Here is a 21435-nt window from a genome sequence, read left to right as displayed (position 1 = left end):
TTGCGCACTCATCTGGTCAAAAAAGGAATAAGCCATAACAGGCAGCAGAAAATGCTAAGTAGAAGAGAGAACCAGGAATGAAAAGCAGACAGTTGTTAATAATGTGACATATGTCACCAAATTTGGCGTTAGATTATTTTGTCATTTTTTATTCGGGTATGGGGCGCTTGTCACGCCCCAACCAGATCATTTCACAATGGTTTTCACGCCATCGGCAGTACCAATCAACGCAACATCCGCGCCACGGTTAGCAAACAGGCCGACAGTCACGACACCAGGTATGCCGTTAATCGCATTTTCCAATGCAATTGGCTCGGCAATGCTCAGGCCATAAACATCAAGAATGATGTTGCCGTTATCGGTCACCACGCCCTGGCGGTATTCAGGGCGACCGCCCAGTTTGACCAGTTGGCGAGCCACACAACTACGCGCCATTGGAATCACTTCAACCGGCAGCGGGAAGTTACCAAGGATGCCGACCTGCTTAGACGCATCAGCGATACAGATAAACTTTTCCGCCACAGACGCGATGATTTTTTCTCGGGTAAGAGCGGCACCACCGCCTTTGATCATTTGCATCTGGCCGTTGATCTCATCTGCGCCATCAACGTAGATGCCCAGTGAGTCAACTTCGTTAAGATCAAAAACAGTGATACCAAGGCTTTTCAGTTTGGCGGTAGAAGCGTCGGAGCTAGAAACAGCACCATCAATTTGATGCTTGATAGTCCCGAGAGCATCAATAAAGTGTGCGGCCGTTGAGCCGGTACCCACACCAACGATAGTGCCTGGTTGCACGTATTGTAATGCTGCCCAGCCGACTGCTTTTTTCAGTTCATCCTGCGTCATGGTTTTTTGCCTGTGTGCTGTGAAAACTGACGCGCATTATAGTGCAAGCGCCATGAGATTGTCCCCGTGAATGGCTGAACTCATCCGATCTTTGTGGTTTTGGTCTGGATCGAGTGCAAATTTATGTCATAGTGCTGGGATAACAAAAACAGGAGTTAGCTAACAATAATGAAACGCCCGGACTATAGAACACTACAGGCGCTGGATGCAGTTATTCGTGAACGTGGTTTTGAGCGTGCGGCACAAAAGCTCTGCATCACTCAATCAGCCGTTTCACAACGTATCAAGCAACTGGAAAATATGTTCGGCCAGCCATTGTTAGTGCGCACTGTGCCACCTCGTCCAACCGAACAAGGGCAAAAGTTACTGGCATTGTTGCGCCAGGTAGAACTGCTCGAAGAAGAGTGGTTAGGCGATGAGCAGACAGGTTCGACACCACTGTTACTTTCGCTTGCGGTGAACGCCGACAGTCTGGCAACCTGGTTGCTGCCAGCACTCGCGCCTGTGCTTGCCGACTCCCCTATCCGCCTGAATCTTCAGGTGGAAGATGAAACCCGTACTCAGGAACGCCTGCGTCGCGGTGAAGTGGTCGGTGCGGTGTCCATTCAGCCACAACCGTTGCCAAGCTGTCTGGTCGACAGGCTGGGTGCGCTGGATTATCTGTTTGTCGGTTCGAAAGATTTTGCCGCTCGCTATTTCCCGAACGGCGTCACGCGTTCTGCCCTGCTAAAAGCCCCTGCTGTCGCGTTTGACCATCTCGACGATATGCACCAGGCATTCTTGCAGCAGAACTTCGATTTGTCACCGGGCAGCGTACCATGCCATATCGTTAACTCGTCTGAAGCCTTCGTACAACTGGCGCGCCAAGGCACCACATGCTGCATGATTCCGCATCTGCAAATTGAAAGAGAGATTAACAGCGGCGAGCTGATTGACCTGACGCCGGGCCTGATGCAGCGTCGAATGCTGTATTGGCACCGCTTCGCGCCTGAAAGCCGCATGATGCGCAATGTCACCGATGCACTTCTCGAGTACGGGCATAAAGTTCTACGACAGGACGCAGAATAGAAGAAGGCCGCTAATATTTAGCGGCCTTCTTTTTTGTCGGACGACGCTAACGCTTATCCGACCTACATTTTTGCAGTTTTGTAGGGTGGATAAGCGCAAGCGCCATCTACCATTTATTGTGCTGGCTGCTCGCTCTTAGCGCGTTCGAGCTCAAATACCACATCAACCTGATCATCAAACTGAATAGTTTGCTGATCGTAGGTATCCTGGGCCGATACTGGTGGAGCGGCGTCAGCTTTCATCATCCGCACCATCGGTGCTGGCTGGTAGTTAGAGACATGGTAACGCACGCTATAAACTGGGCCCAACTTGCTGCTAAAACCTTCGGCCAGCAGTTTTGCCTGGCGAACGGCATCGTCGATAGCGGCTTTACGCGCTTTGTCTTTGTATGCTTCCGGATTCGCAACACCCAGAGAAACAGAACGAATTTCGTTAAGACCTGCTTTTAATGCGCCATCAAGCAACTCGTTCATTTTGTCGAGTTTACGCAGCGTGACATCCACCTGACGCACGGCAATGTAGCCTTTAAGCTGCGTTTTACCATCCTTCAGGTATTCATATTCTGGTTGAGTACGAAGATTGGCAGCATTGATGTCTTTCTTCTCGATGCCACTTTGCTGCAAGAATGTAAGGTATTGTGCAACACGATCGTCAGCCTGTTTTTTAGCTGATGCAGCATCTTTGGCTGACACATTGACTTCGATTGCGAGCTTAGCAATGTCAGGAACTGCATCCACGCTTGCGGTGCCGGATGTCACGACATGTGGGCCATTTGGCAACTCATCGGCCAAAGCCGGAACCGAACCTAATCCCACTAAAGCGGCTAATGCCAGGGTTTTAAACTTCACTGTAATTCCTCCATGCTACATTCCACTGTCATTACGCCCGCAAAATACACGGACGTCTGGCAGCAAGCTTAGCCTGGAATAGTCAGTTGTCTATCAGATAAAGGCTAATTAGCCTATCAGGGTAGTGATATGGCGTATGCCATCTGCCGCCAGTTGTAAGGCAATAACCCACATCACCACGCCAACCACGCCATTAATAATGCGCTGAGCTTTCGCGGTACGCAGACGCGGTGCCAGCCATGCCGCCAGCATTGCCAGGCCGTAAAACCACAGGATAGACGCACTCACGGTACCTAATGCAAACCAGCGTTTCGGTTCATCAGCCAGTTGCCCGCCGAGACTCCCCAGCACCACAAAAGTGTCCAGATAAACATGCGGATTAAGCCAGGTCACCGCCAGCACGGTGGCAATAATTTTCCAGCGCCCTTGCTTCATAACCTCAGCTGACGCCAGCTCAACGCTGCTACTCATCGCGGTACGCAATGCGCCCCAGCCATACCAAATGAGGAATGCCACACCGCCCCATGTGACGATAGCCAGCAGCCATGGCGACTGCATCAGCAGCGCGCTACCGCCAAATATCCCACCGCAAATCAGCAGTACATCGCTAATTGCACAGAGGGAGGCAATCATCAGATGATACTGGCGGCGAATGCCCTGGTTCATCACAAACGCATTTTGTGGTCCCAGCGGTAGGATTAACGCAGCACCCAATGTAAGGCCTTGAAAAAAATAAGATAACACGATGATTCACTCTTTAATGTTCAGCAATTAAAGAGGAGTGTAATGGGGTAAAATTATTAGAGGAAATGGATAATTTTAATGGTTCATAAGTATTACTAATGAAGAATGGGCCAGCCTGAACTGGCCCCAGAAAATCACTGTTACGCAGCCTCTTTCACGCGTTTGAAATTCACATCCATTTGCGGATAAGGGAAGCTAATTCCCTGCGCATCAAACTCGCGTTTAACGCGTTCCAGCACATCCCAATAGACGTTTTGCAGGTCACCGCTGTTGCTCCAGGCACGCACCACGAAGTTAATTGCAGAAGGCCCAAGCTCGTTAAGACGCACGGTGATTTCGCGGTCTTTCAGCACGCGCTCATCGCTGTTGATGATATCTGTCAGGATTTGCTTCACCTGGTCGATATCCGAATCGTACGCGACGCCGATGATAAATTCGTTGCGGCGCACCGGTTCGCGGGAGAAGTTAATAATATTGCCGGCGATGATTTTGCCGTTTGGCACCACAACGATTTTGCCGTCCACAGTGCGCAAAGTGGTGGAGAAAATCTGCACGTTCAGCACGGTTCCGGCGATACCGCCGAGATCGACATATTCACCCGCGCGGAATGGACGGAAAGTCACCAGCAACACGCCAGCAGCCAGGTTAGAAAGCGAACCTTGTAACGCCAGACCAATGGCTAAACCTGCGGCACCGAGTACCGCGATAACGGAAGCAGTCTGCACGCCAACGCGCCCGAGCGCAGCAATTAACGTAAATGCGATGATGCCGTAACGCACCAGAGCGGAAAGGAAATCAGCTACCGTCGCATCAATACCACGCGCCAACATCACACGGTTAATAGTATTAGAAACCACGCGAGCCACAATCATCCCGACGATGATTATCGCAATCGCCGCCACAATGTTGACCGCATAGCTCAGCAGTAACGCCTGGTTGCGTACCAGCCAGCCTCCAGCATTATTAATACTGTCTACTACGTTGAGATCTTCCATTCACGGTTCCTTGTCATTACTGAAATTTGCGCCTGAAAGGCACAACAGAGACTTTAAAGGGTAAACAAAACAAGCGAATGTGCCAAGTTAGTCACAAATTTGGCCGAAAAAAACCCGCACGAGGCGGGTTCAGGAGAGTGAATAAATGCAGCGTGGTATCAGATCGAGTGCGTAAAGGTGCGAGAAATCACGTCCTGTTGCTGTTCACGTGTCAGAGCATTAAAACGCACCGCATAGCCGGAAACGCGGATGGTCAGCGTCGGGTAGTTTTCCGGATGCTCAACGGCATCAAGCAGCATTTCCCTGTTCATGACGTTTACATTCAGATGCTGGCCGCCTTCAGTTCGCACATCGTGATGGAAATAACCATCCAGCAATCCTACCAGGTTTAACTGGCGCACCGCGTCGTCTTTTCCCAGCGCCGCAGGAACAATCGAGAAGGTGTAAGAGATACCATCTTTGGCGTAACTGAACGGCAGTTTGGCGACCGACGTTAATGAAGCCACAGCACCTTTCCGATCCCGCCCGTGCATTGGGTTCGCCCCTGGTGCAAATGGCATTCCGGCACGGCGACCATCTGGCGTGTTACCCGTTTTTTGCCCGTAGACCACGTTCGAGGTGATCGTCAGGATCGACTGAGTCGGCACCGCGTTACGATAAGTTGGCAGCGCCTGGATCTTCTTCATAAAACGTTCAACCAGATCGCAAGCAATGACATCAACACGATCGTCATTATTGCCGTATTGCGGGTACTCGCCTTCAATAACGAAATCAACCGCCAGTCCGTTCTGATCGCGCACCGGTTTCACCGTCGCGTATTTGATAGCGGAAAGCGAATCCACCGCCACCGAAAGCCCGGCAATACCACATGCCATTGTACGATAAACATCCCGGTCGTGCAGTGCCATCAGCGAGGCTTCGTAGCTGTATTTATCATGCATATAGTGGATGAGATTGAGCGCCGTGATGTATTGCGCCGCCAGCCAATCCATAAAGTGATCGAGGCTGCTCATCACCGTTTCATAATCCAGAACATCGTCCAACAACATTGGCATTTTCGGGCCGACCTGGATTTTCAGTTTTTCGTCCATCCCGCCGTTGATGCAGTACAGCAGCGTTTTGGCGAGGTTGGCGCGTGCACCAAAAAACTGCATCTGTTTGCCGATAACCATCGGGCTGACGCAGCAGGCAATCGCGTAGTCGTCACTCTCGAAATCGCAGCGCATCAGGTCGTCGTTTTCATATTGCAGCGATGACGTTTCGATGGAAACTTTAGCCGCATACACTTTGAAAGGTTTCGGTAACGCTTCCGACCACAGAATAGTCAGATTCGGTTCCGGCGCAGGCCCCATGGTGTAAAGCGTGTTCAGATAACGGTAGGCATTTTTGGTCACCAGCGTGCGGCCATCAAGCCCCATCCCGCCGATAACTTCCGTTGCCCAAATAGGATCACCTGAGAACAGCGAGTCAAATTCCGGTGTGCGCAGGAAACGCACCATGCGGATCTTCATAATGAAGTGATCGACCAGCTCTTGAGCCTGCAGCTCAGTCAGCAATCCCGATTTCAGATCGCGTTCAATATAAATATCGATAAACGTTGTGGTGCGGCCCAGTGACATCGCTCCACCATTTTGCGATTTCACCGCAGCCAGATAAGCAAAATAGAGCCATTGCAGCGCTTCTTGTGCATTGTTGGCAGGGCGTGAAATATCAAAACCATAGTTCGCCGCCATCTCCTGGATTTGTAACAGTGCGCGGCGATGTTCAGACAACTCTTCGCGTAGGCGTATCACGGCCTCCAGGTTTTCACCGCGCTCAAGCTGGCCCTGTAGATCGGCAAACTGCAATTCACGCTCGCGTACCAGATACGCAATCCCATAAAGCGCCACACGGCGGTAATCACCGATGATACGTCCACGCCCGTAACCGTCCGGTAAACCGGTCAACACTCCCGATTTACGGCAACGCAGGATATCCGGTGAATAAACGTCAAATACGCCCTGGTTGTGGGTTTTACGCAGTGAGGTGAACTGGTATTCGAAGTCTGCATCCATTTCACGACCATAAGCTTCAAATGAGCTTTTGATCATATTGATACCGCCGTACGGATGGAGAGCACGCTTCAGCGGTTTATCGGTTTGCAAACCAACAATTTTTTCACGCTCTTTGAGAATATAGCCCGGCGCATGGGCGGTAATCGTGGTGGCAATATTGGTATCGAAATCCACCGGGGCATGAGTGGCATTTTCGATACGAATGCCGTCCATCACCTTTTCCCACAGCACCGTGGTTGCAGGAGTGGCTCCCGCTAAAAATGATTCATCACCTTCATACGGGGTGTAGTTATGCTGGATAAAATCCCGCACATTAATAGTTGTTTTCCATTCATCACCCGAGAATTGCTGCCAGGCATGGGAATAATTATCGCTGGTAATATTAATATCGACTTTCATTACTTCATTCCTTTAAAGCATATTATTAATTCAGGCATATTCTGCGAGGCGGCATGATTGACCTATTTGCAGGGCATCAAGTGCAATCATTTTCTCTTCGTTAGTCGGAATAACGGCGCAAATAATTGCTGAACTATCGCTGGAAATAATTCGTTGTCCGATTCGGTTAGGCTGATTATTTCTTTCAGTATCCAGTTCAATCCCAAATACCCGTAACCGTTCTGAAACCAGTCGGCGAATAAGAATGGAGTTTTCACCAATGCCACCGGTAAAAATAACGCCATTAAAACTTTCTAATGCCGCGGCATGCGCACCAATGGTTCGGGCGATTCGATGAACAAAGGTTTTAATCGCCAATTGCGCCCGTATATCACCGTTGTGCCAGGCATTTTCCAGCGTACGTAAGTCAGATGACTGGCCCGACAGACCCAGTAGCCCTGACTCTTTGTTGGCGACCTGCTCAAGATCATCCATCGATTGTCCTGTCTGACGAGCAAGCCAGGCCATTGCGCCAAAATCCACGTCTCCGCAACGTGTGCCCATAATCAGCCCTTCGAGTGGCGTCATGCCCATTGAGGTGTCGACGCTCGCACCATTCTGAACCGCACAAACCGAAGCTCCATTTCCTAAGTGAGCAATCACCAACCCCGAATCTTCTGGCTTGAGGCCTAATAACTCACAGGCCTGCTGAGCCACGTAACGATGTGAAGTGCCATGGAACCCATAGCGGCGCACACCGTACTCTTCAAAGTAACGATATGGCAGGCCGTACAAATAAGCTTCGGGCTTTAGCGTCTGGTGGAAACTAGTATCGAATACCGCGACTTGAGGAATGCCAGGGAAACGAAGCCGTGCAGATTCCACGCCGTGTAAATTGGCATAATTGTGCAGTGGTGCCAAAGGTGAAACCTGGCGAATTTTTTCTATAACGTCATCGGTAATTAATACCGACTCGCTAAATAAAGAACCACCGTGAGCAATACGGTGGCCAACAAAAGCCACACTATCAATTAAATGACGTTTCTCAAGTTCCGCAGATATTACAGCAAGTGCCTCTTCATAATTCTGGTGAGCCAGAATAACTGGCTCTCCATCATTAACCGTTAAAAATGCACGCTCGGCATTAATACCTTCGCAAATTCCCGATAAAAGCACATCGCAAGTTTCTGCATCTAACACTGAAAACCTAACCGAAGAAGAACCACAGTTAATCGTCAACACTACCGGGTATTCATTCATTTTTAAATTCCACTCGTCCTGAGTAAGTAATTAGATAAGCTTGTAGACAATATTAAGAATGGTCAGCAAACCAATTACTGTGACAAAAATGTTTTCGGTTCTGCCTTTATATTTCGCCAGCGCAGGGGTTTTGCGAATGGCATACATTGGCAGCAGGCAAAGAAGAGAGGCAATTATCGGCGCACCCATAGCTTCAATCAAATCGAGGATGTTCGGGTTGGCATAAGCCACAACCCAGGTCGACCCCATAATAAAGACCATACTGATGAGATTGAGTTTGCCCCCGGAGACTTTGGTTTTATCGCCCTTAAAGCCAAACTTAAGAACCAGACCGTTAAGCCCTTCGAGTGTGCCGAGATAGTGGCCGAAGAAGGATTTGAAGATAGCGACCAGGGCAATAATAGACGCACCATACTCAAGCGTAGTGGCGAAGGTAGACTTCGAACCTGACATCGATGAGAAGTGGTTTGCCAGATAAGAAAGCACCGGAATGTTTTGCGCTTTAGCTTCGGCCATATTTTGCGGTGAAAGCGTGAATAAGCAGCTGAAGGCGAAGAACATTACAACAGCTACCATCAACATGCTGGCACGGGAGATAATTTTCGAGCATTTGTCTTCGGTGTACTGCCTGCCGAAGTCCTTCTCATACTCTTCGCGTTTGGAAACCACAAACGAAGAGACAATCGGCGAAAAGTTAAAGGAGAAAACCATAATAGAAATACCGAGCCATACGGTCACAAGAATACCGTCACTGCCGGTAAACGAAATATCGCTGAGACTCACCTGATCGATAACCGCAGAGTTCCAGTAAGGGATCAGCGAGACGGAAATCAGGATCAGGCAGGCAATGAACGGGAACACCAGATAGCTCATGACTTTGACCATCAGGTCTTTGCCAAAATAGATAACAAAAGCCATCAACAGTAGCAAGAACAGCGCCACCACACCGCGGTTTAGCGGCATGAGTTGCAGCTGGTTTTCCCAGAAAGTCATAAAGGTGTTGGTAATCGTAACGCCGTAAATCCACAGCAACGGGCAAATGGCAAAGAAGTACAGGAAGGTAATGACCACACCACCTGTCTTACCAAAATGCTCTTCTACCGTTTCGGTAATATTTCCAGAAGGGTTGCTGCCCGACAGACACAGGCGTGCTAATGCGCGGTGGCAATAAAATGCAATGGGATAAGCCAGGAACAGCATGATCAATATTGGAATTAAACCGCCGTAGCCTGCACGGATCGGGAAGAATAAAACCCCGGCACCGATTGCGGTGCCAAATAAGCCTAATGTCCAGGTGGTATCAGATTTGCGCCATTGCGATACAGCTTTTTGGCCAATAAGGGTTGCATCAGTATTACTCATAATAGAGTTCCTTAATAATTCAATATCCATTATATTTCGGGTTACACATTTATTATCCTGAGTACAACCCGAATTAGTTGGCTATATCAAATATCTGCTGATCCTGTGATTTGCGAAACACGCGAGAGATCGATGTTTCCGCCGGAGATAATGCTTACTGTTTTACGCCCTTTAATATAATGATCCAACTTGCCACTTAATAAAGCCGCAGTGGCCAGTGCGCCAGCGCCTTCAGTAACAACTTTATTACGTTGGATTAGCGCCACCATACTGTTACGAATTTCATCTTCACTGACCAATACAATATCGGTAACTAATTTCTTCACGATTTCATAAGTTATTCTACCAGGACGGGAAACATCACAACCATCGGCTAATGTCCCTGAAGTACGGTGTGCCATCAGCTCACCTTTATAAAACGATGCGGCCATACCATGCACATTTTCAGCCTGCACACCGATAATATTAATTGTCGGGTTGATTGATTTAATCGCCAACGCAATACCTGCGATTAATCCACCACCGCCAATCGGCACGATAACGTTATCTACATCATATAAATCTTCAAGAATCTCGAGGCCGATGGTGCCTTGCCCGGCAATAACATGTTCATCATCGTACGGCGGTATGAAGATACGCCCTTCCATCTCAACAATTTCGCTAACCTTAGCGATGGTGTCGTTGAAGTTATCACCGTGCATCACTACCTGTGCTGAGTAATCGGTAGTTGCTGCCACTTTAGATTTCGGTGCACCGTTAGGCATCACCACCTTGCCATTGATTCCCAGAATAGCGCAGGAAAGTGAAACCCCTTGCGCGTGGTTGCCAGCAGAGCAAGCCACTACCCCTTTTTTTCTCTCTTCTTCAGTTAAGGAGCTAAGTTTATTAAAAGCACCACGTATTTTAAATGAACCCGTACGCTGCATATTTTCAAATTTCAAAAATATCTCGCCCTTGCAGCATTCGCTGAGATAATTAGAACGGGGCATTCCTGTTTTATATATATATCCAGCGAGTCTTTTCTTCGCTTCAAGAACATCAATAATAGTAACAGGAAGTTCATAGTCGATATGCATGTTGACCTCAACATTAAAAAGCTAAAACAATACAGGAGGTGACCGCTTATTAAATCAATCACCTTGAATGAGTTATATATTTATCAATTACTGAATTAGGCTAAGCAACCTCAGTTAATTGATTAAATTGAAATTGGCTACGCAATGAATGTTTTTTGGCAAGCTCAACTAATGTAGCAGCAGATCTATTAATTCGATAATTCTTAGACCAAACGGCAGCATAACGTGCGACAGGTAATTTATCTTCAACCGGAATTTTAATAAATTGATTTGACCCAAATGGAGAAATCATATCGCGTGGAATAACAGTGAGGAAACCAGCATTGAGTACCAGATTATAAATTGTGACTACTGAGTCCGTTTTTACGATGTTCTCGCTTTTAATATTGTTCTTTTTCAGTGTTGTCAAAAGCTCGCTGTAATATCCCATTTCCGTTTGTGGCAAAACCCATTGCTCATGGCTTAATGCGCTAAGCGTGGTTGTCCCTTTCACTACCCGCGTTCGGTCGGCAACCAAAACAAATTCTGACTCGAACAAGGGTTCAATGTGCAAATCTTGAAGCAGCATTTCGTCGCTCAATGAGCCAATCGCAAAGTCCAGGCGACCATCGCGGATAGCGGGCAAGAAAGAGGAAAGCTGGGCTTCGAACATTGAAACCTGTGCCTGTGGGAAAAGCTGTTTAAACTCTTTCATCATGCCAGGCAAAAAAGTAAAACCGATAAGCGACGGGTAGCCAAACGACACATCCACAACGCTATTGCCTACCATACGATTCATTTCACTACACATATTACGTAATTCACGGGTGATGGTTTCTGCGTGAGTCAGCAATACTTTCCCTGCTTCAGTTAATTTAACGCCGGTATTTTTTCTAATAATAAGCTCTAGGCCGAAATAGCTTTCCATCTCACTTATAATTTTACTGACGGCAGGTTGGGTCAGGCTCAATTGCTTGGCCGCAGAACCAAATGATCCACTCCTCACCACTTCCTGAAAAACAAGCAGGTGTTGTGTCTTAGGTAAGGTATTATTGTCCATGTGAATCTGCGCCTATTAACGTTCCATGCAGCAGATCATATCGAATTATGTATGAGTTGTAGTGTGCCGTGACTCACAATTACCAGAGCGTTAATCGTACGCAAAGCAAACAAACGTATTTAATTCTTTAAAATCAACACGTTGAACATTCACCATTTGCCTTTTACATGACTAAGGTCAACCTTAGCTGGAGTAATAAAATAAAGTTATGGTGATAATAAAATCGTATCTGTACAAATAACTCCCACTTTTATAGTTACTTATAATAAAAATAAAATAATCTCATAAAGTTGCTGAAATAAATAACGCTCAGAAAGATCTCGCATCAGAAAATAGTGTTTCTATTATCAGTTTATTTCAAATCAAAATGCTGGTTATTTAAGCTAAGGCTGAAAATAAAATTTTCTTTAGGGTACAAAAAAGCCCGCACGAGGCGGGCCAGATTCAAGCGTTTAGCGCTTCAAATTACAGAACGTCTACTGCGTTCAGTTCTTTGAAAGCTTGCTCCAGACGGGTGATCATAGAAGTCTGTGCAGAACGCAGCCATACGCGCGGATCGTAGTATTTCTTGTTCGGCTGGTCTTCGCCTTTCGGGTTGCCCAACTGACCTTGCAGATACGCTTCGTTAGCTTTGTAGTAGCTCAGGATACCTTCCCAAGTTGCCCACTGGGTATCGGTATCGATGTTCATTTTGATAACACCGTAGCTCACGGAATCTTTGATTTCTTGAGCAGTAGAACCGGAACCGCCGTGGAATACGAAGTTCAGGGAGTTGTGCGGCAGGTTGTGTTTCTTAGAAACATAATCCTGAGAATCGCGCAGGATAGTCGGGGTCAGAACCACGTTACCTGGTTTGTAAACACCGTGCACGTTACCGAAAGAAGCAGCGATGGTGAAACGTGGGCTGATTTTGCTCAGTTCGGTATAAGCGTAATCAACGTCTTCTGGCTGAGTGTACAGAGCAGAAGCGTCCATATGGCTGTTATCTACGCCATCTTCTTCGCCGCCGGTGCAACCCAGTTCAATTTCCAGAGTCATGCCCATTTTAGACATACGCTCCAGGTATTTAGAGCTGATCGCGATGTTTTCTTCCAGAGACTCTTCAGACAGGTCGATCATGTGAGAAGAGAACAGTGGTTTGCCAGTTGCTGCAAAGTGTTTTTCACCCGCGTCTAACAGGCCATCGATCCACGGCAGCAATTTCTTAGCGCAGTGGTCAGTGTGCAGGATTACTGGCACGCCGTAATGTTCAGCCATCTGGTGTACGTGATGTGCGCCAGAGATAGCACCCAGGATTGCAGCGCCCTGAGGAACGTCAGTTTTCACGCCTTTACCAGCGATGAATGCAGCACCACCGTTAGAGAACTGAACGATAACTGGAGCTTTAACTTTCGCAGCAGTTTCCAGAACGGCGTTGATAGAGTCGGTGCCTACGCAGTTAACTGCTGGCAGAGCAAAGTTGTTCTCTTTTGCTACCTGGAAAACTTTCTGTACGTCATCACCGGTGATAACACCTGGTTTTACGAAATCAAAAATCTTAGACATGTTTGTCGTCCTGTATCGTCGCATTTAGAAAAAACGTTTGTGCCGCCGCATACTTTACAGTGGCATAAAATCAACGGGCAGGTTAAACCTGCCCGGAATCATTACTTCTTAGCGCGCTCTTCGAGCATCGCTACTGCTGGCAGGACTTTGCCTTCCACGAATTCGAGGAATGCGCCACCACCAGTGGAGATGTAGGAGATCTTGTCAGCAATACCGAACAGGTCGATTGCTGCTAGAGTGTCACCGCCGCCTGCGATAGAGAATGCTTCGCTGTCTGCAATTGCATTAGCAACGATTTCAGTACCTTTACGGAAGTTCGGGAATTCGAACACGCCAACCGGGCCGTTCCACAGAATGGTTTTTGCATTCTTCAGGATTTCAGCCAGTTGTTCTGCAGATGCATCACCGATATCCAGGATCTGCTCGTCAGATTTCACGTCGTTTACAGATTTCAGAGTTGCAGTAGCAGTCTCAGAGAACTCAGTTGCAACGCGAACGTCAGCAGGTACTGGGATATCACAGATAGTCAGCAGGCGTTTAGCTTCGTCAACCAGGTCTGCTTCGTACAGAGATTTACCTACGTTGTGGCCTTGAGCAGCAACGAAGGTGTTCGCGATGCCACCACCAACAATCAGCTGGTCAGCGATTTTGGACAGGGAATCAAGAACAGTCAGTTTGGTAGAAACTTTAGAACCGCCAACGATAGCAACCATTGGACGAGCGGGTTCTTTCAGTGCTTTACCCAATGCGCTCAGCTCTTCAGCCAGCAGCGGGCCTGCACAAGCGATGTCTGCAAATTTGCCAACGCCGTGTGTAGAAGCCTGTGCACGGTGAGCAGTACCGAAAGCGTCCATTACGAATACGTCACACAGTGCAGCGTATTTTTTAGACAGAGTTTCGTCGTCTTTCTTTTCGCCTTTGTTGAAGCGAACGTTTTCCAGAACAACCAGCTCACCTTCAGCAACTTCAACGCCGTCGAGGTAATCTTTAGCCAAACGAACCGGGGAAGACAATTTGTCTTTCAGGTAGTTAACAACCGGCAGCAGAGAGAATTCTTCGTTGTACTCGCCTTCAGTCGGACGACCCAGGTGAGAAGTTACCATCACTTTAGCGCCTTGCTTCAGGGCCAGTTCGATAGTTGGCAGTGATGCACGGATACGTGCGTCAGATGTCACTTTCCCTTCTTTAACTGGTACGTTCAAATCTGCACGGATCAGAACGCGCTTACCAGCCAGATCCAGATCGGTCATCTTAATTACAGACATGGTGAATCCTCTCGTTGATTCTTAAAGTTTTGCGAACGCATATGCGCTCTACCTGAAACCACTTGCGGCCATGACTAACGTCGTGTCGAGCATTCGGTTAGCAAAGCCCCATTCATTATCACACCAGACTAGAGTTTTAATCAGATGTTGCCCACTGACCCGGGTTTGTGTGCCATCAATAATGGCACTATGCGGATCGTGGTTAAAATCAGTCGAGACCAACGGTAATTCCGTATAGTCAACTATACCATGAAATGAATCTCGTGCTGCTTTTTGCAGCAACTTGTTGACTTCATTGGATTTAACTGCATTTTTCACCGTCACGCTTAAATCGATTGCGGTGACGTTGATGGTAGGAACACGTACCGCAATTGCTTCAAAACGATCGTTAAATTTCGGGAAAATACGTGCGATACCAGCAGCAAGACGCGTATCAACGGGAATAATAGACTGGCTGGCAGCTCGAGTGCGGCGCAAGTCTGGATGATAGGCGTCAATAACTTGTTGATCATGCATGGCTGAGTGAATGGTGGTCACGGTGCCCCACTCAATACCGTAAGCATCATCAAGCAGTTTGATTATTGGAATGATGCAGTTTGTGGTGCAAGAGGCATTTGAAACAATGCGATGCTCAGCAACCACACTTTCATGATTCACACCGTAAACAACGGTGGCGTCGAGGTCGTTACCGCCTGGATGAGAAAAGAGGACTTTTTTAGCACCGACTGCCAGATGAGCTTCACCGTCTGCACGGGAGCCAAACACACCGGTACAATCGAGCACCACATCAACGCCCAGTTCACGCCACGGCAAATTAGCAATTTCCGGTTCGTGCAAAATACGGATGGCGTCGTCACCTACCCATAACTGGTCGCGCTCCTGACGGACGTCCCAGGCGAAGCGGCCATGGCTGGTGTCATACTTCAACAGATGCGCCATACCCGCAGCATCAGCCAGTTCATTGATTGCTACGACGGTAATTTCCGCACGGCGACCGGATTCGTACAAAGCACGTACCACGTTGCGCCCAATGCGACCGAAGCCATTAATTGCTATGCGTACGGTCATATCTCTCCTGCCAGAATCCCTGAGACTAAGTGGCTGACAGAGTAATCCAGCAATCGTCTGAGGGGAATCCTCGCACTATTGAAACTGCATTTGTTTGCTTAATTGTCGAACATTTAGTCGACTGAAACGCTTCAGCTATGGTAAGCGAAACAGGGAATAAATGGAACGTTACCCCAGGACAGGCAACTAATCTTCTGACGCAGGTCACATTTTCGATGGAATAACTGCAACGAATTAAAGGCTAAGGACGAATAGTAACCAAGTGAATTAAGCATGATGAAAAAGGCTGGGCCGTTTTACAGACCCTTGCTGATATTAGCTATGACGGTAACCGCCCTGATCGTTCATACGTAACTGCATGTCTGCGGACTGACTGTCTTCCAGCACACGCAATATATTTGGCCCGTCAGTCGCCTGGAAAAATGCTTCTGCTTGTTCCCGGGTCAAGCCCCCACGCACTTTTCTGCCAATCAGGCGCTCTGAAAGCATTTCCGGCGCAGCTGAAATAAAGACTGAGTAATCGCAAAGTTCTCGTAACGCTTGCCATTCTGGGTGATCAAGCAGCAACCAGTTTCCTTCGACCACGACAATCGGCGCTTTTACCGCAATCGCGTTTTCAACCGGATCGTGCAAATTACGATCGTACTGCGGCCAATGGCTCTCGGGCTTATGCAAATCGCGCAACGCGTGAGTCAGCTTCTGCACATTAAAGGTCTGCGGCGCACCTTTATGCTGCTTGAGATTGAAAGCCTGTAGATAGTCGTTGTAGTGGTGGAACCCGTCCATCGGCAACGCCTGAATGGCAGGCAATGCCGAATCTTGCGCGGACAAATATTCCCAAAATGCCACCAGCGTCGATTTTCCGGTTCCCGGAGGGGCGACTAAAAACACCACCATTCTACGGCTTAACTGCTTTTGCTTTTCGGCCAATTGCTTAAGCAATGGCTTATGCAATGCTTCGACTTCTTCGCCGTTAAAACGGGCTTGCGTCTCCAACCCATTTATTATCAATGTGACATTCACCAGACTAGCTCCTTCAATAATGAAGTCACCGCCAGAGATAACGCCGTTTTCACCAGATTCCCATAACGCACTTCGGAATAAATAGAGAAATCCGAATACTTCATGCTTTTAATTGCATTAAATAGCGTTGCGTTTTGGGTTATTGAATTAAGGTTCGCAATGAAATCGTAAGTAACATCATCATGAAACTGTACAGTCTCTTTGCTGTGCTGCACAAAATCACAAAACTGGCTAAAACAGGTAATATCGGCGTAAAGCCATTTATCCATTTTACCCAGAGCGTAAATCAAGCGCAGCGCAACGTCGATATCATCAAGCGGCCCGCTTCTGGCAAGCAAAGGCTTAACAGCGTACTCGACTATTTCTTCATCATTATCGACAAATAACGAAGGCAGAAATTGCCTGATACCGGAAAGCAAAATATCGTGAGCCACCCGCATAAACGAGGGCAGATCACTTTGCGCTTCAAGCCTTTCAAGCACATCATCTTCGTTCAAAATGGTCATCAATAGCTCATTACATTAATGGTGATGTAGGGAGTCTATAATATTACAAGTACGCTCTATACCATTAATCAAGAGCGTTTGTGTACGCACCACATCACCGTCTTCACGCACGCCTTGTAGAATATCGCCACCAGTAACACCAGTTGCCGAGAATAAAACCTCATCACTTTTGACGATTTCATTTAGGTTATAAATTCGATTAACCTCGACACCCATTTCAGCACAGCGGCGGTGTTCTGAGTTAGCAATCAGGCGATGTTCTGGCGATTCTCCTTTGGCCTGGCAAAAATCCATCAGCTCGACCTGCATTTCGCCGCCCAGCGCTTTTACCGCACAGGCTGAAATCACGCCTTCCGGCGCACCGCCGATGCTGTACATCACGTCGTACTGGTTTTCCAGCAGGCACGTCATCACGCTGGCGGCGACATCGCCGTCCGGCAGAGCAATCACTTTCACGCCCAGGCTTGTGGCGACGGCTATTGCATCCTGATGGCGCGGTTTATCGAGCGTCACCATTCGCAGCCGCTCGAGCGGTTTGCCCAGCGCTTTGGCAATATTGCGCAGGTTCTCTTCGAGCGTCGCCGCCAGGTTGATTACTCCTTTCGCTTTCTTGCCGACCACCAGTTTCTTCATATACATATCAGGCGCGTGGAGCAACGTGCCGACGGGCGCGCAGGCCATCACCGCCAGCGCGTTGTTTTGCCCCATCGCCACCATGCGCGTGCCTTCAATCGGGTCGACGGCAATATCAATTTTCGGGGTCTGGCCGTGACCTAACATTTCGCCGATATAGAGCATCGGCGCGTGGTCAATCTCCCCTTCGCCAATAACAATTTTCCCCTGCATATCAATCTGATTGAGCGCATCACGCATTGCCTGCACCGCAACACCATCAATACGATTCTTGTCTCCGCAGCCAATCAGCGGCCAGGCAGCCAGAGCCGCCTGTTCCGTGGTGCGAAAGAACGGATAAGCCAGCGTTTTCATGCTTAAGCCTCCATGCCGATATCAACGCCAAAATGGGCTAACAGATGTTTTTCTGCGGCTTCGTTCCACACGCCGTGGGTTTCTGCCACCAGTTCCGCAAGACGGCGGAATAAAGGATCGGTTTCCCCTAAGCGAGCAAAATCGGTAATCGCCGTCAGCGGCATCGTGACGCCGTTGTAAATCAGCTTTTTGCCGCCTGGAATATCCGGCAGGTTAATCACCGTTTCTGGCACGGCATCCAGGCCGCCGACATGCGTGACCATAAATGAAGGCTGCAATCTTCCGCTGGCGGCCAGCTCGATAGCTTCCAGCATGTCGTCCGTGGAACCGCCGGAAGTCCCGACGATATGCGTGCTGCCGTAATGCACGTTGTAGAAGTTAAACGGCACTTTGAAGTTTTTATCGGTTGGCCCGGCGAAGAAGTTCAGGCAGCCGTCGTCAGCCAGCAGATCGTCGCCAAGCTCAATGACCGCAGGCACGGCGGCGTAGACAAATACATCATCGAAACCTGCGCCTCCCGTCATCTCACGCAGCGCCGCAACCGGATCTGCAAGTTGTTTGCTATTCACATAAATCAGCTCGATACCGTTTTTCGCCGCTAATTCCACCGGCAGCAGTTTTTGCGCCTGCGCCAGTCGCGCTTCATCAATATCTACCACGACGACCTTGCCCGGTTTGATATTGCCGTTAATCGCATAATCAATTGCGCCGATGCCCATCGGCCCGGCGCAGGCTAATAACGCCAGGTTTCCACCGGGTTTAATTCCCATGCGATGTTCATACACATATTGCGTGGTGTGATAGTTAGCTTTATAGGCACCAATAATACAGCACATCGGTTCGGCTAAAGATGCCGCCGCAAAATAAGATCCGCGATAAGGTAAAACGCATCCCATATCAATCGCTAATTTCGGGATAATCATATAAGTCGCGTTACCGCCAAAATGTTCATAGCTGTATCCGGCTGAATATCCGCTTGGCAATCCCATTGCCGGTTGAAGAACATAACGCTGACCTGCTTTATATTTTTCAGTCAGGTTTTTTCCTACCTCAACAATCACGCCCGCGCATTCATGGCCGGTAATCACTGGATGGTTATTTAAATCATCCGGCACACGCTTATGATCGCTGGCCAGTAATGCCGCTTTCCATGTCGACAAACAAACGCTGTCTGAAATAACGCTCACTAATAATTCATCATCGGTAATTGTGGGTAATTCAAACTCACGGATACGGACATCCCGCTTGCCATAGATGGCGGCAACTTTCGTTTTCATAGGAATCCTTATTATTAAGACTTAGCGGTTAACTCATTAAATAACGCATCAAGTTTCGGGTCGCCAATATAATTATTAATCAGTATCAGCGGTTTATTGGTCACCAGTTTTACGCGGCCTTCAAGACTTGCGTGAGTCACGATAATCTCGGCATTCGCAGGCACGTTTTCTATCGCGTAATGTTTCACTTCGGTTTCCATGCCCTGCTTTTGTAGGCGTTTGCGGAATGTCGTTGCCCCCATGGCGCTCGATCCCATTCCTGCATCACAGACGAAAGCGACCAGTTTCACCGGTGCGGTGTTCCATGCACCTTCCTGCTTCATCTCCTTCATGGCGTTTGCTGTTTCGTCAAAGTTATCTTCTTTCTCGACTTCTTTACTGGTGTCCATTTTCAGGATCACTGAGGTGATCACGAACGACACAACCGTTGCGACAGTCACACCCGCGATGGTGGCGAAGAAGGCTCCGCGCGGCGTCAGTGCCAGGTATGCGAAGATAGAACCCGGACTTGGGCCAGCTACCAGGCCGCCGCCGAGCATGTTAAAGGTGTAAATTCCAGACATAGCACCGGCAATCATGGCAATCAGCGTCAGCGGTTTCATCAAAACATACGGGAAATAGAGTTCGTGAATGCCGCCGAGGAAGTGAATGATCATCGCGCCAGGAGCGGATTTTTTTGCCATTCCTTTGCCAAACACCGCAAACCCCAGTAGCAAGCCAAGCCCCGGCCCTGGGTTCGACGCCACCATAAAGAAGATCGATTTCCCGGTGTCCGACGCCTGTTGCATCCCCAGCGGATAGTAGACGCCCTGATCAATCGCGTTGTTGAGGAAAAGAATTTTCGCCGGTTCGTTAATCAGAGAAAGCAGCGGTAAATATCCCGTGCTGACCAACGCTTCAATGCACTCTTTGACGAAGTTGTTCGCCACCAGCACCGCCGGGCCAATAATCTCGAAGGCAAAAAGGCAAAGCAGCATGCCCGCGATACCCAAAGAGAAGTTATTAATCACCATCTCAAAACCCGGTGGAATACGCTTCTCCAGATTCCTGTCGATGACTTTAATCACCCACCCGCCGAGCGGCCCCATGATCATCGCACCGATAAACATTGGAATATCAGCACCGACAATCACGCCGATGGTGCCAATACCGCCCATCACTGCACCGCGTTTGCCACCCACTAAATGACCGCCGGTCGAGCCAATCATCACCGGCAGTAAATAGGTGATCATCGGGCCAACTATTTTGGCGAAATGTTCGTTGGGCATCCAACCGGTTGGAATAAATAACGCGGTAATAAAACCCCACGCAATAAAAGCGCCGATATTGGGGATAACCATAGCTGTAAGGAATCCGCCAAAAGCCTGGACTTTGGCACGAACCGATTTATTTTTCATATTTATCCTGACGAGAGAATGATTACTCTTGAATGATAATATCCTTGAGTTGCTGATCGGTATTCGCATTCAGCAAAGCTTCAATTTTTGATTCTTCACAAAACATTTCGCTTAATGCCTGTATCGCACCAATATGCTCATCAGAATCAGCCGCCGACAACCCTATCAATAATTTTACCGGTTCTTTATTTTCACCAAAACATACCGTGTTTTTTAAAAGCGTGAGGGATAAACCGGTTTTTATGGCTCCGCATTCTGGCCTGGCGTGAGGCATTGCAACCAATGGAGCCAAAATATAATACGGCCCGGTTTCTAGAGTGGTATTTTTTATTGCTTCAATATAAGAAGGAGTGACATAGCCTTTTTGCAATAGCACTTCCATTGAATAATCTATTGCCTGCTGCCAATCGTCGGCAGAGTTTTTTATGGATATGGCAGCATCAGGAAAATAATCTATTAACCGCATACTGATTTCCTTTTTGTAGGGTGTTTTTATTTTCAATCAAAATATGACGGCGGGAGAAATAAATCAAATGAGTGCTGGAAAGCGATGTGTTTTTAAGTGAAAATATTTTAATCAATTAATTCAAAGAATTAACCTCAAGAAATAAAATTAACAGATATTGTCAATAGCAATAATTTGATATACACCACAAATACACAATCCTGATAAATACCATTTTTGCAATTCAGATCA

Annotated in this window: 19 protein-coding genes; 1 reads left to right on the top strand and 18 read right to left on the bottom strand. The window is 48.1% G+C overall.

Annotated elements, in window-relative coordinates:
* Window positions 1-186 precede the first annotated feature (186 nt).
* Window positions 187-846 (bottom strand): ribose-5-phosphate isomerase RpiA, encoded by a 660-nt coding sequence (gene rpiA, locus GC128_RS03890; RefSeq protein ID WP_134184591.1) that lies wholly within the window; start codon window positions 844-846, stop codon window positions 187-189.
* 168 nt (window positions 847-1014) lie between these two features.
* Between rpiA and argP the strand changes: the two genes are divergently transcribed.
* Window positions 1015-1914 carry a DNA-binding transcriptional regulator ArgP gene (gene argP, locus GC128_RS03885; RefSeq protein ID WP_064513636.1) on the top strand — a complete coding sequence of 300 codons (900 nt, stop codon included), beginning with the start codon at window positions 1015-1017 and terminating at the stop codon, window positions 1912-1914.
* 113 nt (window positions 1915-2027) lie between these two features.
* On the opposite strand, the gene GC128_RS03880 is transcribed toward argP, so the two are convergent.
* The 17 genes from GC128_RS03880 to cmtB form a co-directional block, all read right to left on the bottom strand.
* Window positions 2028-2762, bottom strand: coding sequence for an oxidative stress defense protein (locus GC128_RS03880; RefSeq protein WP_151993177.1), 735 nt, complete (start codon window positions 2760-2762; stop codon window positions 2028-2030).
* Between the two features lie 108 nt (window positions 2763-2870).
* Window positions 2871-3506, bottom strand: a complete 636-nt coding sequence (gene argO / locus GC128_RS03875) for an arginine exporter ArgO (RefSeq protein ID WP_151993176.1) — start codon at window positions 3504-3506, stop codon at window positions 2871-2873.
* A gap of 140 nt (window positions 3507-3646) precedes the next feature.
* Entirely contained in the window at window positions 3647-4501 is an 855-nt protein-coding gene (gene mscS, locus GC128_RS03870; protein WP_151993175.1) for a small-conductance mechanosensitive channel MscS, read from the bottom strand.
* Between the two features lie 158 nt (window positions 4502-4659).
* Window positions 4660-6954: a formate C-acetyltransferase gene (gene pflB / locus GC128_RS03865; RefSeq protein WP_151993174.1), complete on the bottom strand. Its 2295-nt coding sequence runs from the start codon at window positions 6952-6954 to the stop codon at window positions 4660-4662.
* A 30-nt stretch (window positions 6955-6984) separates the two neighbouring features.
* Entirely contained in the window at window positions 6985-8193 is a 1209-nt protein-coding gene (gene tdcD / locus GC128_RS03860; RefSeq protein WP_151993173.1) for a propionate kinase, read from the bottom strand.
* 30 nt (window positions 8194-8223) lie between these two features.
* Window positions 8224-9555, bottom strand: a complete 1332-nt coding sequence (tdcC, locus tag GC128_RS03855; protein ID WP_151993172.1) for a threonine/serine transporter TdcC — start codon at window positions 9553-9555, stop codon at window positions 8224-8226.
* 86 nt (window positions 9556-9641) lie between these two features.
* Window positions 9642-10631 carry a bifunctional threonine ammonia-lyase/L-serine ammonia-lyase TdcB gene (gene tdcB, locus GC128_RS03850; protein ID WP_064513651.1) on the bottom strand — a complete coding sequence of 330 codons (990 nt, stop codon included), beginning with the start codon at window positions 10629-10631 and terminating at the stop codon, window positions 9642-9644.
* Between the two features lie 100 nt (window positions 10632-10731).
* Window positions 10732-11670, bottom strand: a complete 939-nt coding sequence (gene tdcA, locus GC128_RS03845; protein WP_151993171.1) for a transcriptional regulator TdcA — start codon at window positions 11668-11670, stop codon at window positions 10732-10734.
* A 465-nt stretch (window positions 11671-12135) separates the two neighbouring features.
* Complete coding sequence (fbaA, locus tag GC128_RS03840) at window positions 12136-13215, bottom strand: class II fructose-bisphosphate aldolase (RefSeq protein ID WP_064513655.1); 1080 nt, start codon at window positions 13213-13215, stop codon at window positions 12136-12138.
* Between the two features lie 101 nt (window positions 13216-13316).
* Entirely contained in the window at window positions 13317-14480 is a 1164-nt protein-coding gene (gene pgk, locus GC128_RS03835; protein WP_151993170.1) for a phosphoglycerate kinase, read from the bottom strand.
* Between the two features lie 48 nt (window positions 14481-14528).
* Window positions 14529-15548 (bottom strand): erythrose-4-phosphate dehydrogenase, encoded by a 1020-nt coding sequence (gene epd, locus GC128_RS03830; RefSeq protein WP_151993169.1) that lies wholly within the window; start codon window positions 15546-15548, stop codon window positions 14529-14531.
* A gap of 315 nt (window positions 15549-15863) precedes the next feature.
* Window positions 15864-16571 carry a nucleoside/nucleotide kinase family protein gene (locus tag GC128_RS03825; protein ID WP_151993168.1) on the bottom strand — a complete coding sequence of 236 codons (708 nt, stop codon included), beginning with the start codon at window positions 16569-16571 and terminating at the stop codon, window positions 15864-15866.
* Complete coding sequence (locus GC128_RS03820; protein ID WP_151993167.1) at window positions 16568-17077, bottom strand: MltR family transcriptional regulator; 510 nt, start codon at window positions 17075-17077, stop codon at window positions 16568-16570. Before GC128_RS03820 ends, GC128_RS03825 begins: the two co-directional genes overlap by 4 nt.
* Window positions 17078-17092: 15 nt before the next feature.
* Window positions 17093-18064: a class II fructose-bisphosphatase gene (gene glpX / locus GC128_RS03815; RefSeq protein WP_151993166.1), complete on the bottom strand. Its 972-nt coding sequence runs from the start codon at window positions 18062-18064 to the stop codon at window positions 17093-17095.
* A 2-nt stretch (window positions 18065-18066) separates the two neighbouring features.
* On the bottom strand, window positions 18067-19341 hold the full coding sequence (locus GC128_RS03810; protein WP_151993165.1) for a zinc-binding dehydrogenase: 1275 nt from the start codon (window positions 19339-19341) through the stop codon (window positions 18067-18069).
* Window positions 19342-19355: 14 nt separating this feature from the next.
* On the bottom strand, window positions 19356-20738 hold the full coding sequence (locus GC128_RS03805; protein ID WP_151993164.1) for a PTS mannitol transporter subunit IICB: 1383 nt from the start codon (window positions 20736-20738) through the stop codon (window positions 19356-19358).
* A 22-nt stretch (window positions 20739-20760) separates the two neighbouring features.
* Window positions 20761-21204, bottom strand: a complete 444-nt coding sequence (gene cmtB, locus GC128_RS03800) for a PTS mannitol transporter subunit IIA (RefSeq protein WP_151993163.1) — start codon at window positions 21202-21204, stop codon at window positions 20761-20763.
* Between the last annotated feature and the right edge of the window lie 231 nt (window positions 21205-21435).

Source organism: Buttiauxella massiliensis, assembly GCF_902500225.1.
GTDB classification, from domain to species: domain Bacteria; phylum Pseudomonadota; class Gammaproteobacteria; order Enterobacterales; family Enterobacteriaceae; genus Buttiauxella; species Buttiauxella massiliensis.
Note: the sequence above shows the minus strand (reverse complement) of the source record. Positions and strands in the feature narration are given on the sequence as shown.